The organism is Streptomyces sp. GESEQ-35, from assembly GCF_017948485.1.
In the GTDB taxonomy this organism is placed as follows: domain Bacteria; phylum Actinomycetota; class Actinomycetes; order Streptomycetales; family Streptomycetaceae; genus Streptomyces.
The window spans coordinates 37832-52574 of sequence record NZ_JAFFSX010000008.1 but is presented as its reverse complement, the minus strand read 5'-3'; the positions used below and the strand labels follow the sequence as shown (position 1 = coordinate 52574).

Genomic DNA, 14743 nt, shown 5'->3' with positions numbered 1-14743 from the left:
CCTCAACCCCGGACCGGAGACTCCGATGCCCGACATCGCCCGAGAGCAGCTCACCTTCGCCCGTGCCCAGGACGGCACCGCGCTGGCCTACCAACGGGAGGGAGACGGGCCTCCCCTGGTGCTCCTCGCCGGGCAGGCGAACAACCACCACTGGTGGGACGGCATCCGCGCGGACTTCCACGCCACGCACAGCACGATCACTTTGGACCTCCGTGGCACCGGAGCCAGCGGCAAGCCCCAAGAGGGCTACTCCACCCGGCAGTTCGCCGACGACGTGATCGCCGTCCTCGACCACCTGAACATCGAGCACGCCGACATCTACGGCACGTCCATGGGCGGACGGGTCGCCCAATGGATCGCCGCGGATCATCCGGAGCGGGTCCGGCGGCTCGTCCTCGGCTGCACCTCCCCCGGCGGTCCGCACGCCGTCGAACGCGACGCCTCTGTACGGCGCGCCCTGGCCCAGCCCGACCCGGAGGCCGTACGCCGGACCCTGATCGACCTGATGTACTCCCCCGCCTGGCTCGCCGGCCACCCCGGCCCCCACACCACCCTGGGCGACCCCGACATGCCCCCGCACGCACGGCGCGGCCACCTGCTGGCCAGCAAGCAGCACGACGCCTGGGACGCACTCCCCCGTATCGGCGCACCCACCCTCGTCCTCCACGGCGACCAGGACCGGCTGACGCCGCACGACAACCTCGCCCTGCTCGCCGAGCGCATCCCCGACACCAGGACGCACCTCTTCCCCGGTGCCCGGCACGCCTACTTCGAGGAATGCCGGACCCAGGCCGCCGCGCTGGTGACGGAGTTCCTGCGCGACGGGCGGTGACCGGAGGCACACCCGACAAGATCACCACTCCCCCACCGCACAAGGACACGACGCCCATGCCCGTCTCCCTCGCCTCCTACGTGGAGTCATGGCATCCCGAGCCGGTCGCCGACGAGGACGCCCTGTCGCCCGGTCCGGCGGCGGCCCTGTCGGCGCTGCTGGACCTGCCCGACACGGCTGCCGGGTCGGGTCAGCCGCTGCCGCCGCTCTGGCAGTGGCTGTACTTCCTGCACTGGCCGCCCCAGCAGTCCCTCGGACCCGACGGACACCTGCGCGACGCCCGCTTCCTGCCGCCGATTCCCGAACGTCGGCGGATGTTCGCCGGCGGACGCTGCGAGATCACCGAGCCTCTGCGACTCGGCGAACCGGCCGAACGCATCAGCAGCCTGGCCGCGGTCACCCCCAAGCAGGGACGCAGCGGCGCCCTGCTGTTCGTCACCGAACGCCAGGAGTTCCGGCAGCACGGCCGCACCTGTCTGGTCGAGGAGCAGGACATCGTCTACCGGTCGGGGCACGGCTCGGCCCCGCAGCACCCCACCGTGCCCGACAACTCATCCGTGCCCCGGCCCGAGAGGCCCTGGCCGCTGCGCCTGCAACCGGACGAAACCCTGCTGTTCCGGTTCAGCGCGCTCACCGCCAACGCCCACCGCATCCACTACGACGCCCCGTACTGCCGTGACATCGAGGGCTACCCCGGCCTCGTCGTCCACGGCCCCCTGCTGGCCCTGCTCATGCTGGAACCGGTGCGCAGGAACGCCCCGGAGCGGCAGGTGCGGTCGCTGTCCTACCGGCTGCACCGGCCTGCGTTCGTCGGCGAGCACCTCCTCGCCGACGCGACATCCACCGGCGGACAGGCCCAGCTCCGCATCGCGACCCACCGCGAGGCGCGGCACGCCACCGCCGAGGTGACCTTCGCCTGAGCCGCCCCTGCTGTCAGGCGCGTCGGCCGACGGCGACGAAGTTGGCGGCGAAGAAGCGGCGCCCGCTCACGTCGTGCTCGGCCCGCCGGAAGGCGTCGTCCCAGCGGGCGATGTCGTCCGGGGTGGCCAGCCCCTCGGCGACAAGGGTGTCCCGGGCGGCCCAGACGGGTCCTCGCATGCCGGGCGGGGGCGCGATGACATTGATGTGGCCTTCGAAGGCGACCACTTCCAGGCCGGCGCCGGTGAGCAGTTCGTCGAGCCGGGTGCCGACGGTCAGGTCATTGCCCCGGCGTCGGTGCAGTTCGCGGTACCGGTCGTCCATCTCCTCGTACTCGGGAGGGGCTCCCCGCAGGCGGAAAGAGCTCGCGTCGATGTCGGCGAGGTACACCGCGCCGCCGGGCCTGGCCAGCGTGGCGAGGTGGTCGACGATCGCCTGCTCCTGGCCGCCGTTGTGGGCCAGCACGTGCCGGAGCATCACCAGGTCGAAGGTGCCCTCGTCAAGCCCGGTGGCATCGGCGGACCCGATGGCGGTGTGCATCGGTACGCCGGATCGCGCGGCGAGCGTCGAGGCCACGGCCAGCGCGTCACTGTCCCGGTCGACCGCCCATACGACGCCGTCCGGGGCGGCTCTGCCCGCCAACCGCACCGCGATCGCGCCGGGTCCGCATCCCACGTCGGCGATCCGCGCGCCGGGGACCGCTCCGGCGGACACCCACAGGTCGCGTTCCCACTGCTCGGCGGCGTCGGCCATGAGTCGGTAGCGCTCGATCTCCGAGTCGCTGAGGGTCAGTGAATAGTCGGCCACTTGGGTCCTTCCTCTCATCGGTCACAGGCAGGGCGTGCCCGGCGTTGCACCGGTCCGCAAGCCGGCTTCCCTCCGCCTGGCGCACATGGCACCACCCAACGTCCCCCAAAGCGCGAAAAGACGAAGTTTTCGACATGGACTCGTGTCTTTCCGTCAAGTACTTGACTTTGTCGATTCTCACCCGTACTCGCTGGAGGTACATCGCATGGTCGGCAGACATGCCGCGGCCCGTCGCCGCGTCGCCCTGACCGCTCTCGGCACCCTCGTGCTCGCCGGATTCACCCCGGCCGCGGCGGCCGAGCCACCCAAGCCGGTGCCCGGGTCCACCGCCGCACAGACGCTCGGTGCCGACAGACCATCGGCGGCGTTGCTGCGTGCCATGGAGCGTGACCTCAGGCTGACGCCGGGTCAGGCGGCCACGCGGTTGGTCAATGAGGCGGAGGCGGGCACCCGTGCGGGTCGCCTCCGGAACGCCCTGGGCCCGCGCTTCGCCGGGGCCTGGGTGCGGGGGAAGACCTCCGCCGAGCTCACCGTCGCGACCACCGATGCCGCCGACGCGCCCGCCATCCGGGCCCAGGGCGCGAAGGCCGCGGTCGTCAAACGGCCATTGAGCGAGCTCCAGGCCGCCAAGAAGCAGCTGGATGTGGCCGCCGCCCGCGTGAAGACGCGCGACACACCGGTCTGGTACGTCGACGTGCCGGCGAACCGGGTCGTGGTCCAGGCGACCAAGCAGTCGGCCGCCACCGCCTTCATCAAGGCCGCCGGCGTCAAGGACGTGGGCGTCCGCGTTTCGGCGGAACGGCCACGGGTGCTCGATGACGTCGTGGGCGGCGAGGCCTACTACATCGACAGCTCGGCCCGTTGCTCCATCGGGTTCTCCATCACCAAGGAACAGCAGCAGGGCTTCGCCAGTGCGGGCCACTGCGGCAACGCGGGCGACACGACCACCGGCTTCAACATGGCCGACCAGGGCTCGTTCCAGGCCTCCACGTTCCCCGGCAAGGACATGTCCTGGGTGAAGGTCAACAGCGACTGGACCGCCACGCCCGACGTCAAGGGGGAGGGTGGTCAGAAGGTCCAGATCACCGGCTCGGTCCAGGCACTCGTCGGGGCGTCGATCTGCCGCTCCGGCTCCACCACCGGATGGCACTGCGGCACCATCGAGCAGCACAACACGAGTGTCAGCTACTCGCAGGGCACCGTCGACGGCGTGACCCAGACCACGGTGTGTGCCGAGCCGGGTGACTCCGGCGGCTCGTACGTCTCCGGCGCCCAGGCGCAGGGCGTGACCTCCGGCGGCTCGGGTGACTGCACGAGCGGCGGGACCACCTACTACCAGCCGATCAACCCGATTCTCAGCGACTTCGGCCTCGTTCTGAAGACCGCGGCCGCGTCCGAAACTCCCCAGGGCAACGGGGCGCCGAGCGTTTGGAGCGCGGGCCGGGTCTACGAGGCCGGCGCCACGGTGACCCACGCCGGTGCGCGGTATCAGTGCCTCCAGAGCCACCAGGCGCAGGGCGCGTGGTCGCCGGGCGCCACTCCGGCCCTGTGGCAGCGGTTGTAGGAGTCGTACGGCTCTACCGGTGCGGGGGCGCGCTGCTCCCGCACCGTCCGCTACTCCCCGGTTTCCCGCCAGGGCCTGTCCGGCGGATAAGGTCGCAGGAATCCAACGGTGCCTCATCGGCGCAGGTGAGCGGGTCCTGGTGCGTCGAGCGGCAAGACCCGCGTACCGTCACCAACGTGCCCGAACAGCACACCTAGTCCTCCGCGAGGAGCGCATACGCGGTGGCGATGAAAGGGTCGCGGGCGCGGAAACGGCGGGTGCACAGGGCGACCAGGGCCGTGCCCGTGTCGGGCCTGAAGCCCAGGAAGGCCTGCTGGCCAAGGGTCGCGCCGCTGTGGAAGTACATCGGTCCGTCGTTCGTGGGGTGCCGGAACCACGCCATCGTGTGCACATGCCGGTGTCCCAGGCCGCGTCGGAGCACGGGCGTGCGCACCGCCCGCAGCGCGTCGGCCAGCGGGGAGCCGGCCGGGTCGAGGTGCGCTTCGAGGAACGTCAGCAGGTCGTGCGGGGTGGCGCGGACGGCACCCGCCGCCTGGAAGCCGCCGGCGTCGAAGGCGAGGGTGCGCGTACGGCCGTCCTTGCCGTGGCCGGCGGCGTCCGTCTTCGGGTCCTCCGCGCGCAGGGCCGTGCCGCTCAGGCCGAGCGGACGCAGCACGTGTGAGCCGAGCAGCTCCTCCCATGACGTGCCCGCCGCCGCGGCGACCGCGTGGCCGAGCACGGCGACGCCGAAGTTGGAGTAGTCCCACCGGGTGCCGGGCCGGTACCGGGTGCGCCGGCGCAGGAAGGCGTCGATCACCCGCTCGGCGGGATAGCGACCGTAGGGATTGGTCTGCCAGGCGGGCAGTGCCCGTACGTAGAAGTCGGCCGGCAGGGCGGGCAGTCCGGCGGTGTGCGTGATGAGGTGGGCGAGTGTCACCGGGGCCGGGTCGGTCCGCCGGCCCGGGTCCAGGCAGGCGGCCGCCGGCTCGCCTCCGGACAGCAGGCCACGCTGGATGAGCTGGGCCAGCAGCAGTCCGGTGAACGTCTTCGAGGCCGACCCGATCTCGTAGCGCAGGTCCTCGCGGGCGACCGGCGGGGGCGCGGCTGTGCCACCGCAGTGCAGGGTGCGGTGACCGGAACGGGAGACGGCGAAGACGGTGTCGGGCGCGTCGACGGCGTCGACGGCGCTCTCCAGCCGCTCCCGCAGCGCGTCGTCGCTGCCGAGTGGGGCGCCCGTGCGGGCATGGTCCAGGTCCTCGGCACCGCCCGGCCAGGGCGTGGATCCCCCGGTCATGAGGTGGCGTGCGCCAACTGGGTGAGGGCGCGTGAGGTGGCCAGTACCGAGGCGAAGGCGGCTACCAGCGTCGGGTGGTAGACGATGTCGAACACCTCGTCCGGTTCGCCCTCGGGCACGGTGCCGATGGCGGGCATGGCACCGTTCGGCTGCTGCGCGGCCGCGAAGCCCTCCCAGGCCCGTGCGTCCAGGGTCGGGCGGGGCAGACAGGCGTCGACGACGAGGAGTTCGCCGAGCAGGTCCCAGCGCTTGAGGTCCAGCCAGTCGTCGATCCAGACCGGCAGCCAGGTGGCGAGGTAGTCGGCGATGTCCGGCGGCAGTCCGTCGGGGCGCTCTCCCCAGTCGGTGAGATGGAACACCGCGTGGGTGATGTCGTAGGCGATGTGCCCGCTCACCGTCCACGGCTCGGGCGTGCGGGCCAGCCAGGTCGAGCCGACGAGGTCCGCCTCGGGCGGGCGGGACGTGAGACCGAAGCGGCGCTGGAACGCGGCGAGTCCGAGGCGTCGGGTCGGATCCAGCTCGAGGGCGGCCCAGCTGTTCAGCCGGTGGTAGAAGACGGTTGTTCGCTCCACTTCGGGCTCGCTGTACCCCAGTTCCTTGTACGGGAGGTACACCTCGAACGGGATGGGCGACAGCGGCTCGATGCGCTGGCCGCGTACCAGCATGCGGCCGCCGTCCAGCGTGTGTCGCCAGGTGTGGTCCACCAACCGGCGTGCCAGGTCGGCCTGTTGTGATCCGGCCACCCCTTCGCGGAACAACACCCGGCAGATCAGGGCCAGTTCGCCGACCGGTTTGAAACGCTCCAGGAAGCCCACTTCCGGGTCGACGTCGGGCTCCAGGCGGAATCCGTCGCGATGGGCCCACAGCCACTCCAGGGCGCGGACGCCGACGGTGTGCATCAGCCGGGTGTCGGTCATCCGGGCACTCCTTGTTTCCCGTACCGGTTCTGGATGCCGCCTGTGTGCGGTCCGCGATCGTCTCCGCCGTCCTCGCCGGCCAGGCACTTGACGGTCTGGGCCGCCGCGAAGGCGGCCATCAGCGTGGAGTGGTAGCAGTGGAGGAAGTCCGGCTCCGGATCCGCTCCGGCCCCGTCCTGGGGGTCCTGCTGCGGGAGCGCGCCGGAGTCGTGCTGCGCCCGCGCGATCCGGGTCCACGCGTCCTGGAGGGTCGCGGGGTCGGGCGGGCACGGCAGGCTCGCGGACACGACCAGCAGCTCGCAGCTCAGGTCCCACATCCCGGCGTCCAGGCAGGTGTCGAGCCAGGGCGGCAGCCAGTGGGCGAGGTAGGCGGCCAGGTCCGCGGGGACGCCCTCAGGGCGGCGGCCCCAGTCGGTGAGGTGGAAGACGACGTGGGTGAGCGCGTACCCCGAGGAGCGCTCGAACGTCCATGGTTCCGGCAGGCCGCCCAGCCAGGTGCGCCGCAGCACCTGGGTGTCCTGCTCGGGCCGGTGGATGCCGCTGCGCCGCTCGGCTCTCAGGACGCCGAGCCGGCGGGTCGGATCCTGCTCGGTGAGCCGCCAGCCCCGGGTGCGGGCCGTCGTGGCCGCGGCGGCCTCGTACCCGGAGTGCCGCAGCCCTGCCGAGGCGAAGACGGAGTAGACCTCCAGGGGGTACGTCGCGAAGGGCTCCAGCCGCTGGAGCCGGAGGAAGAGCTCGCCCCGGCCGGTCTGCTGCCAGGCGAACCGCAGCAGGTCCGACGCGCACCCGTGCAGCGGGTCCGACGGCGGGGTGTGCGACCGCACGCTCGCGCAGGTCTGGGCCAGCTCCCCGAGCGGTTTCCAGGTGGCGTCCACCTGGCCGTCCACGGTGAGCGCGTCCTCCCCCAACGCGAAATCGCCGCGATGCCCGGACAGCCAGGCGAAGGCGCCGGCTGCCACCTCCCGGATCTCCCTGACGCCCACGGCGGTCATACGAGGGCTCCGGCGGCCCGCATGACCCGTGCCGCCTGTACCTGGAGGGCCACCCGGGGGTCGCTGCCGCCCATCAGTTCCACGAAGTCCAGCCCCGCCTCAAGGCCGAGCGTGTCCGGTACCCCGTCGAGAAGGGTCAGCCAGCGTCCTGCCCCGGCCGCCTGCTGCCAGTCCCTGCGTCGTACGGCCCGTACGAAGCCCCGGGCCACGTCGACCGGGCGGTGCCGGGTCACGCGGGCCACGGCGCAGTCCGCACCGGGCAGCGCGAGCGGGGCCAGGACGGCGAGTTGGTGCGTCAGAACCTGCCAGCTCGCCTCGTCGAGCCAGTCGGCGTCGGGTTCCACGGGTGCGTCCTTCAGGGGCGTGTCGAGCCGCCGCAGGGTGCAACTCATGGCCCAATGGCTCCACTTGACGGTGGGGGCCGCGTCGGTGCGGGGCGGGAAGGCCTCCACGGTCTCCTGGAACGCGGTGAGGGTCTCGGGGGCGGGCGGGGTGTGGAAGAGGACGTGCGGCAACAGCAGGTCCGCTCCCAACACACGTACGGCTGCGAGCGCGAGGCTTCCCCCGTGGCCGTCGACTGCTCCTGTGCCGGACACTCGGACGTGGTCTCCGCCCCGAAGGGCGGAGACCACGTCCGACGCAGCGTCCTGCACCGCGCCCTGCAAGAGAGGCGTAGCGCCTGACTGCTCCATTCAGCTGCTCCCGTCAGTCCGCTCAGCCCTTCTTGGGGCGAGGGGTCGGCGGGGACAGCAGCAGTTTGGTGTCCGCGGAGAGCAGCGCCAGCGCGGCGCACTCGCGGCTGTCGCGGAATGCACCGTCGGGCTCGGCGGGGTCGAGTGCCGCCTCGATGTCGATGCTCCGGACACCCGTGATGTCCTCGAACGCCTTGTCAGTGGAAGGCATATCACCATCTCCTCTGGGGTCACCCCCTCCACAACCCAGATCACCACAGAGTCACAGAGCACGCATCTTTTCCCAGACGGGTGGATAGGTCACTTCTTCAACATTTACGGACGTCGGCCACAGGGTTCAGTCCGGCCGGGACGGTCACCGTCCTCCCGCGGCCCTCTTCTCAACTCCGCCAGAAATCCTATGTGATCTGCCGCCAGCCCAATGAAGAGCCAATCGCTGCACGAGTCTTGACGTGGCAATGAGCCCTCCCCCAGCATCGCGGGCAAACCGGAATCCTATTTGATTCAAGTGGGGCGAGCACCATGACCCGTCGTAGATCAGCGCTGTCGGCAACCGTCACCCTCATCCTCCTCGCCACCTCGACCGCCGCCTGCACGATCAAGAACTCGGGCGATACGGGATCGGCGGGCGCCGCTTCCGCGCAGGCCGGCAGCGGGTCTGCCGAGCTCGCGGACGGCTCCGGGACCAAGGTCGCGCTGGTGCCCGGAGGGGCCCACCCCTACTTCCAGCCGTGGAAACAGACCGGCGCGGAGGCGAAGAAGACCCTCGGCCTTGGCGGCGTCACCTTCAACGAGACCGCCGAATGGGACCAGCAGAAACAGAACGACCTGCTCTCGACCCTGGCCGCCCGCGGCTACAACGCGTTCGGCATCTTCGGCGTCTCCCCGACCGACATCAACACCACGTTCGCCGACCTCAAGTCCCAGGGCTTCGCCGTGGCCTCGCTCGCCTCCTGCCCCGCCGGCGGCACCAACGAGGCCGACTTCTGTCTGTCCACGGACGTCGAACTCGCCGCCTACAAGGCCGCACAGGCCGCCATCGAGGCGATGGGCGGCAAGGGCGCCCTCGTCCACCTCACGGGCAACAACGTCGACGCCAACACCCAGTTGAGGATCAAGGGCGTCGAGAAGGCGGTGCGGGAGACCGGCGGCAAGGTCACGCTGCTCCAGACCATCACCGACATCGACAAGGACCTCCAGACCGCGCAGAAGGCGGTCTCCGACCTGCTCGCCGCCAAGGGCACACAGATCCAGGGCATCGTCTCCACCGCCTACAACCCGGCGGTCGCCGCCGCCGAGGCCGTACGCGAGTCCGGTTCGAAGGCCAAGGTCGTGGCCATCGACGACGACGCCAAGATCCTCGGTTCCATCAAGAACGGCTCCGTCACCGCCACGGTCGTCCAGAACCCCGTCGGCCAGGCGGAGATCGGAACCTGGGCCCTCGCCCTGCTCCAGACAGAGCAGTGCACGATGGCGAAGCCCGGACAGATCGTCGACTCCGGTTCCTTCGTCGTCACGAAGGCGAACGTCGCCGACTACGACAGCACACGGCAGGCCAAGACCGCCGAGTTGAAGAAGCAGTTCGCCGACGAGTACCTCTCCTGCGGCTGAACGCCCGGGCCACGGACGACAGAAAGCCGCCACACGACATGAGCATCATCACCAACGCCACAGCCCTGCTGGCCGACATCGCGGTCGAGACCGACCGCACCGACGCCGTGCAGTCGTTCGTCAAGCAGGAGACGATCCTCGTCCGCCTGACCACGACGGACGGCCTCGAAGGAACGGGCTACGCGTACACGATCGGCACCGGCGGAACCTCCGTACTGGCTCTGCTGAGTGACCACCTGCTGCCGCTCCTCGCCGGGAAGGACGCACGCAACGTAGAAGCGCTCTGGCAGGAGTTGTTCGGCCTGACCCGCGCGACGACCACCGGTGCCATCACCTCGCTCGCGCTCGCCGCGGTCGACACCGCCCTGTGGGACCTGCGCTGCAAGCGGGCCGGCGAGCCCCTGTGGCGGCTCGCCGGCGGCCACCGGCAGCACGTCCCGGTGTACGACACCGAGGGCGGCTGGCTCCACCTCGGCACCGAGGATCTCGTCAAGGCTGCCCTCGCGGCGAAGGACGCGCAGTGGGCCGGAGTCAAGATCAAGGTCGGCAAACCGCACATCGCGGAGGACGCGGAGCGGCTGCGCGCGGTACGCCAGGCCGTCGGACCGGCCCTGCACATCATGACGGACGCCAACCAGTCGCAGTCGCTGTCCCGCGCCGTGCAACTGGCGGCCGCACTGGAGCCGTTCGGCCCGTACTGGCTCGAAGAGCCCCTGCCCGCCGACGACATCAGCGGCCACGCGACACTCGCCCGCTCGACCAGGATCCCCATCGCGGTCGGTGAGTCGATGTACTCGCCGATGCAGTTCCGCACCTACCTGGAGACCGGCGCGGCGTCCGTGGTCCAGGTCGACGTCGCCCGCGTCGGCGGCATCACCCCGTGGCTCAAGGTCGCCCACCTGGCGGAGACCTTCAACGTCATGGTCTGCCCCCACTTCCTGATGGAACTGCACGTCAGCCTGGTCGCCGCGGTCAGCAACGGCGCGTACGTCGAGTACATCCCACAGCTGCGCGCCGTGACCCGCACCGAACTGACCGTCCAGGACGGCCTGGCCGTGGCACCCGACGAGCCGGGCATCGGCATCGACTGGGACATGGACGCCCTCGACGACCGGAGGGTGTCATGAAGACGGCAGTCTCCGAGCCGGAGAGCGGGACCGAGCGCCCCACCGACGGAGCGCGCCCCGCCCACCGGCTGCCGTTCTGGGTCAACCAGCGGCTGGGGCTCCTGGTGCTCGTCATCGCGCTCAGCGCGTTCTTCGGCATCCTGCGGCCCGCGTTCTTCGACGAGCGGCTGGTGCTCTTCCCACTGCTGAGGGACATCTCGACGCTGACCGTGGTGGCCCTCGCGCAGATGGTGGTGCTCTCCGTCGGGCACATGAACCTCGCCGTCGGGCGCATGGCGGCCTTCGGCGCCTTCTTCGCCGGGTTCGGCTACGACCGGCTCGGACTGCCGCTTCCGGTAGGCCTGTTGGTGTGTCTCGTCGGCGGCTGCGTCATCGGGACGCTGACCGGGTGGATCATCGCCCGCACAGGCGTGAGTTCCTTCGTCGTGACGCTGGCGATGGACTTCGCCCTGCTGGGGCTCGTCTCCCTGCTGTACTCGGCCCTCACCGAGAACGCCGCGTTCACCACCCGGCCCGACGGGCTCGCGGAGCTGCGGTCCTATTCGCTCGCCGACACCTGTGTCGGGCCCGTCTGCGGCTCCCCGGCCATACCGCAGCTGGCGCAGTTCACCGTGCTGGCCCTCATCGGCCTCGGCTTCCTCTACGCCCGTACCCGCATGGGACGCGAGCTGCTGCTCACCGGTGCGAATCCGGCCGCCGCCGAGCTGTCCGGCATCCCCACGGGCCGCCGGATCGTCCTGGCGCACGCGCTGTCCGGGCTACTGGCCGCGCTCGCCGGGTTCATGGCCGCCGTCGGCACGGGCACGTTCAGCGCCTCCATCGGCGACGACTTCATGCTGCCCTCGTTCCTCGGGGCGGTCCTCGGCGGAACCCTGCTCACCGGCGGCGTGGTCTCCGTCCTCGGCGCCCTGCTCGGCACTTCACTCGTCGGCGTGATCCGCAAGGGCCTCGATCTGCTCGGCGTCGGCCTCGAAAGCCTCAACATCTATCTCGGCTGCGTCCTGCTGCTGGCCCTGTCCGCGGACCGGGTACGCACCGTCGTGTCCTATCGCAAGGTGGTGCGCTCCACATGACCACGCTCCACGACCGGGGAGCCGCCGCCCTGCCCGCGCTGCGGCGCTTCTCCCGCTCCACGACGATGACCCTGCTGTGCGTGGTCCTCGCGGGCTATGTGGCGCTGGGGATCTCGTCGTCCGGCTCCTTCTTCGAAGGCCCGTCCCTGCGTACGTTCCTCCAGTACCTCGCCACGCCGATCCTCATCGGCCTGGCCCAGATGGTGGCCCTGTGCGTCGGGCAGCTCAACCTCGCCGTCGGCGCCCTGGGCGGCTTCAGCGCCTGTCTGATGGGTGTGCTGATGGCCGACCATGGGGTGCCCGCCGGTCTCGCCGTGCTGATCGGTGTGCTGGCCGCCACCCTGATCGGTCTGGTGACGGGCGTGTTCATCATCGCCACGCGGATCAACGGCTTCATCGTCACGCTCGGCACCATGACGATCCTGCTCGGGGCGCAGTACCGGCTGTCGGGGACGCGCACCATCGACGGGTACTCCGCCACCCTGCGCGACCTCGGCCGCTCGGCGCCGCTGAACATCCCGCTCGTCTTCGTCACCGCGCTCGCCGCGGCGGCCCTGCTGGCCGCGTTCATGTACCGCACCGTCGCCGGGCGGCGGCTGCTGGCCGCCGGTGGCAACCCCCTTGCCGCGAGGCTGTCGGGCATCTCCACCGACCGGCAGATCGTGCTCGCGCACACCCTGTCGGGACTGCTCATCGGCATCGCCGCGCTGACCGCCACCGCCTCGCTGCCCGGCGTCAACCGCAGCGTCGGCGGGGACTGGCTGCTGCCCAGCTTCGCGGCCCCGATCATCGGCGGCGTCGCCCTGACCGGCGGCTCCGTGGCCGTACTCGGAACGGTGCTCGCCGCGTTCGTGATGCGTCTGATCGACAGCGCACGGGCCGAGTTCTCGCTCGACCCGAGCTGGGTCAACTTCCTCATCGGCCTGGTCGTCCTCGGCACGGTCGTCGGCGGCCGTATCCATCAGACCCACCTCGACAAGCGGGGCAGGGCGCCCGGACGCACACCACCCGTGCCACCGGAGAGCGACAGGCAGCCGACCGGCGCACTGCCGACCACGGGAGGCACACGATGAGCGACGTCCTGCTGGAATGCGAAGACATCGTCAAGGTCTTCCCCGGTGTACGCGCTCTCGACGGCGTGGGCCTGCGGCTGACGGCCGGATCCGTGCACGCGCTCCTCGGCGAGAACGGCGCGGGCAAGTCGACGCTGATCAAGGTGCTCACCGGCGTGCACACACCTGACGGCGGCAGGCTCATCCGGCGCGGCGAGGAAATCCACCTGCGGTCTCCGCTGGAGGCCGCCCGGGCCGGGATCGGCGTCGTCCACCAGGAACGCAACCTGATTCCCGGCTTCTCCGTCGCGGAGAACATCACGCTCCAGAGCCCGCCCTCGCGACGCGGTCTGGTCGACCGGGAGGCGATGACCGCCCCGGCCAGGCGCTGTCTGGCCGAGCTCGGCCTGGACCTCGATCCCGACCGGCCGGTGCGGGAACTGTCCGTGGCCCAGCAGCAGTTGGTGGAGATCGCCAAGGCCCTCTACACCGAGAGCCGGGTCCTCCTGCTCGACGAGCCCACCGCCTCCCTCTCCCCGCAGGAGGCCGAGCGTCTCTTCGACGTCGTGCGGCGGCTCGCGGAACGCGGCACCTGCGTCGTCTTCGTCAGTCACAAGCTGGAGGAGGTCTTCGCCGTCTGCGACACCGTCACCGTCCTGCGCGATGGCCGCTCCGTGCTCGAATCGGCCCCGCTCGCCGAGCACACCCAGGACGACGTGGTCACCCTCATGGTGGGCCGCGCCCACGCGGTGACGGACATGACCCCGCGCACCGTGGACGCCTCCGCGGCCCCGGCGCTCGCCCTCGCCGGCGTCTCCACGGCCGCGGGCCATCAGGACATCTCGCTCAGCGTCCGCCCCGGGGAGATCGTCGGCCTCTACGGACTGGTCGGCGCGGGCCGCAGCGAACTGGTCAAGGCCGTCCTCGGCCTCGACCGCGTCACCGGCGGTGAGATCCGGGTCTACGGCGAGGCCGCGAGGATCGGCTCACCACGCGAGGCTCTCCACAAGTACGGCATCGGGTACCTGACCGAGAACCGCAAGGAGGAAGGCGTCTTCCTGGAGCAGCCCATCGTCCGGAACATCACGGTCACGGTGTGGAAGAAGCTCGCCCGGGCGCTGGGATACGTGTCGTCGCGCGAGGAGAGGGGCGTCTCGGAGGATCTCGTCGAGCGCCTCGGCATCCGGGTCTCCGGGATCGAGCAGAACGCCGGTGAACTCTCCGGCGGGAACCAGCAGAAGGTGAGCCTGGCGAAGTGGCTCGCGGCCGACACCCGGCTGCTCGTCGTCGACGAGCCGACCGTCGGCGTGGACGTGCGCACCAAGCACGCCTTTCACGAGCTGATCTGGGAGCTCGCCCGCGGTGGTCTGCCCATCCTGCTGATCAGCAGCGACATGGCGGAGATGATCACTCTCGCCGACCGGGTCGTCGTCATGGCAGATCACCGCATCCGCGGAGAGGTGGCCAACGACCACGACTACGACCGGATGAGCGGGAAGATCATCCGCATCATCCACGACCGCGCCGTCTCTGTCGTGCCCGCGAAGAGCGCCGGCTCATGAGGCGCGTCGCGCAGGTCGTCCGCATCCGCCCGGAGAAGGCGGACGAGTACCGCGAGTTGCACCGTGCCGTGCCCGGGCCCGTCCTGGAGCAGCTGCGGCGCTGCCACATCGCCAACTACTCGATCCACCTGCTCGGAGACCTGCTGTTCGGCTACTTCGAGTACCACGGGGAAGACCTGGCGGCCGACCTCGCCCGGATGGCCGACGACCCGGCCACACAGCGGTGGTGGCAACTGACCGCCCCCTGCCAGCAGCCCGTCGAGGAAGCCGCGCCCGGTGAGTTGTGGGCCTCCATGGAACAGGTCTTCTTCATGGAGTAGGTC

Annotated in this window: 15 protein-coding genes; 9 read left to right on the top strand and 6 right to left on the bottom strand. The window is 70.8% G+C overall.

Annotation, left to right across the window (positions count from 1 at the left end):
* The first annotated feature begins 25 nt into the window (after positions 1-25).
* Together KCH87_RS17425 and KCH87_RS17420 are read left to right on the top strand one after the other, a co-directional pair.
* Positions 26-832 (top strand): alpha/beta fold hydrolase, encoded by an 807-nt coding sequence (locus tag KCH87_RS17425; RefSeq protein WP_210587031.1) that lies wholly within the window; start codon positions 26-28, stop codon positions 830-832.
* A 56-nt stretch (positions 833-888) separates the two neighbouring features.
* Positions 889-1752, top strand: coding sequence for a hypothetical protein (locus KCH87_RS17420; protein ID WP_210587030.1), 864 nt, complete (start codon positions 889-891; stop codon positions 1750-1752).
* Positions 1753-1765: 13 nt separating this feature from the next.
* Here the strand turns inward: KCH87_RS17420 and KCH87_RS17415 are convergent, their stop codons facing one another.
* Positions 1766-2557, bottom strand: a complete 792-nt coding sequence (locus KCH87_RS17415; protein WP_210587029.1) for a methyltransferase domain-containing protein — start codon at positions 2555-2557, stop codon at positions 1766-1768.
* A 205-nt stretch (positions 2558-2762) separates the two neighbouring features.
* On the opposite strand from KCH87_RS17415, the gene KCH87_RS17410 reads away from it, so the two are divergent.
* Entirely contained in the window at positions 2763-4121 is a 1359-nt protein-coding gene (locus KCH87_RS17410; protein WP_210587028.1) for an alpha-lytic protease prodomain-containing protein, read from the top strand.
* 193 nt (positions 4122-4314) lie between these two features.
* Here KCH87_RS17410 and KCH87_RS17405 read toward each other — a convergent pair whose 3' ends face one another.
* From KCH87_RS17405 to KCH87_RS17385, 5 genes are read right to left on the bottom strand one after another with little or no spacing between them, the layout of a single operon-like run.
* Complete coding sequence (locus tag KCH87_RS17405; protein WP_210587027.1) at positions 4315-5394, bottom strand: serine hydrolase; 1080 nt, start codon at positions 5392-5394, stop codon at positions 4315-4317.
* On the bottom strand, positions 5391-6311 hold the full coding sequence (locus KCH87_RS17400) for a hypothetical protein (protein ID WP_210587026.1): 921 nt from the start codon (positions 6309-6311) through the stop codon (positions 5391-5393). Before KCH87_RS17400 ends, KCH87_RS17405 begins: the two co-directional genes overlap by 4 nt.
* A complete protein-coding gene (locus KCH87_RS17395; protein ID WP_210587025.1) occupies positions 6308-7303 on the bottom strand; it encodes a hypothetical protein in 996 nt (331 codons plus the stop codon). The genes KCH87_RS17400 and KCH87_RS17395 overlap by 4 nt, the downstream gene beginning before the upstream one ends.
* Positions 7300-7995, bottom strand: coding sequence for a hypothetical protein (locus KCH87_RS17390; protein WP_210587024.1), 696 nt, complete (start codon positions 7993-7995; stop codon positions 7300-7302). Before KCH87_RS17390 ends, KCH87_RS17395 begins: the two co-directional genes overlap by 4 nt.
* Before the next feature lie 22 nt (positions 7996-8017).
* Entirely contained in the window at positions 8018-8206 is a 189-nt protein-coding gene (locus tag KCH87_RS17385; protein ID WP_210587023.1) for a hypothetical protein, read from the bottom strand.
* A 311-nt stretch (positions 8207-8517) separates the two neighbouring features.
* Between KCH87_RS17385 and KCH87_RS17380 the strand changes: the two genes are divergently transcribed.
* The 6 genes from KCH87_RS17380 to KCH87_RS17355 are packed head-to-tail and all read left to right on the top strand — an operon-like array spanning position 8518 to position 14740.
* Positions 8518-9606 carry a substrate-binding domain-containing protein gene (locus tag KCH87_RS17380; protein WP_210587022.1) on the top strand — a complete coding sequence of 363 codons (1089 nt, stop codon included), beginning with the start codon at positions 8518-8520 and terminating at the stop codon, positions 9604-9606.
* A gap of 38 nt (positions 9607-9644) precedes the next feature.
* Complete coding sequence (locus KCH87_RS17375) at positions 9645-10733, top strand: mandelate racemase/muconate lactonizing enzyme family protein (protein WP_210587021.1); 1089 nt, start codon at positions 9645-9647, stop codon at positions 10731-10733.
* Entirely contained in the window at positions 10730-11806 is a 1077-nt protein-coding gene (locus KCH87_RS17370) for an ABC transporter permease (protein WP_210587020.1), read from the top strand. Before KCH87_RS17375 ends, KCH87_RS17370 begins: the two co-directional genes overlap by 4 nt.
* Positions 11803-12879: an ABC transporter permease gene (locus KCH87_RS17365; RefSeq protein ID WP_210587019.1), complete on the top strand. Its 1077-nt coding sequence runs from the start codon at positions 11803-11805 to the stop codon at positions 12877-12879. Before KCH87_RS17370 ends, KCH87_RS17365 begins: the two co-directional genes overlap by 4 nt.
* Positions 12876-14420: a sugar ABC transporter ATP-binding protein gene (locus KCH87_RS17360; protein WP_210587018.1), complete on the top strand. Its 1545-nt coding sequence runs from the start codon at positions 12876-12878 to the stop codon at positions 14418-14420. Before KCH87_RS17365 ends, KCH87_RS17360 begins: the two co-directional genes overlap by 4 nt.
* Complete coding sequence (locus KCH87_RS17355; protein ID WP_210587017.1) at positions 14417-14740, top strand: L-rhamnose mutarotase; 324 nt, start codon at positions 14417-14419, stop codon at positions 14738-14740. The genes KCH87_RS17360 and KCH87_RS17355 overlap by 4 nt, the downstream gene beginning before the upstream one ends.
* Positions 14741-14743: the final 3 nt, after the last annotated feature.

Coding starts and splice junctions, on each gene's coding strand:
- KCH87_RS17410 (WP_210587028.1), top strand. CDS start 2,763: ATGGTCGGCAGACATGCCGCGGCCCGTCGCCGCGTCGCCCTGACCGCT.
- KCH87_RS17420 (WP_210587030.1), top strand. CDS start 889: ATGCCCGTCTCCCTCGCCTCCTACGTGGAGTCATGGCATCCCGAGCCG.
- KCH87_RS17370 (WP_210587020.1), top strand. CDS start 10,730: ATGAAGACGGCAGTCTCCGAGCCGGAGAGCGGGACCGAGCGCCCCACC.
- KCH87_RS17400 (WP_210587026.1), bottom strand. CDS start 6,311: ATGACCGACACCCGGCTGATGCACACCGTCGGCGTCCGCGCCCTGGAG.
- KCH87_RS17380 (WP_210587022.1), top strand. CDS start 8,518: ATGACCCGTCGTAGATCAGCGCTGTCGGCAACCGTCACCCTCATCCTC.
- KCH87_RS17360 (WP_210587018.1), top strand. CDS start 12,876: ATGAGCGACGTCCTGCTGGAATGCGAAGACATCGTCAAGGTCTTCCCC.
- KCH87_RS17385 (WP_210587023.1), bottom strand. CDS start 8,206: ATGCCTTCCACTGACAAGGCGTTCGAGGACATCACGGGTGTCCGGAGC.
- KCH87_RS17375 (WP_210587021.1), top strand. CDS start 9,645: ATGAGCATCATCACCAACGCCACAGCCCTGCTGGCCGACATCGCGGTC.
- KCH87_RS17405 (WP_210587027.1), bottom strand. CDS start 5,394: ATGACCGGGGGATCCACGCCCTGGCCGGGCGGTGCCGAGGACCTGGAC.
- KCH87_RS17390 (WP_210587024.1), bottom strand. CDS start 7,995: ATGGAGCAGTCAGGCGCTACGCCTCTCTTGCAGGGCGCGGTGCAGGAC.
- KCH87_RS17425 (WP_210587031.1), top strand. CDS start 26: ATGCCCGACATCGCCCGAGAGCAGCTCACCTTCGCCCGTGCCCAGGAC.
- KCH87_RS17355 (WP_210587017.1), top strand. CDS start 14,417: ATGAGGCGCGTCGCGCAGGTCGTCCGCATCCGCCCGGAGAAGGCGGAC.
- KCH87_RS17365 (WP_210587019.1), top strand. CDS start 11,803: ATGACCACGCTCCACGACCGGGGAGCCGCCGCCCTGCCCGCGCTGCGG.
- KCH87_RS17395 (WP_210587025.1), bottom strand. CDS start 7,303: ATGACCGCCGTGGGCGTCAGGGAGATCCGGGAGGTGGCAGCCGGCGCC.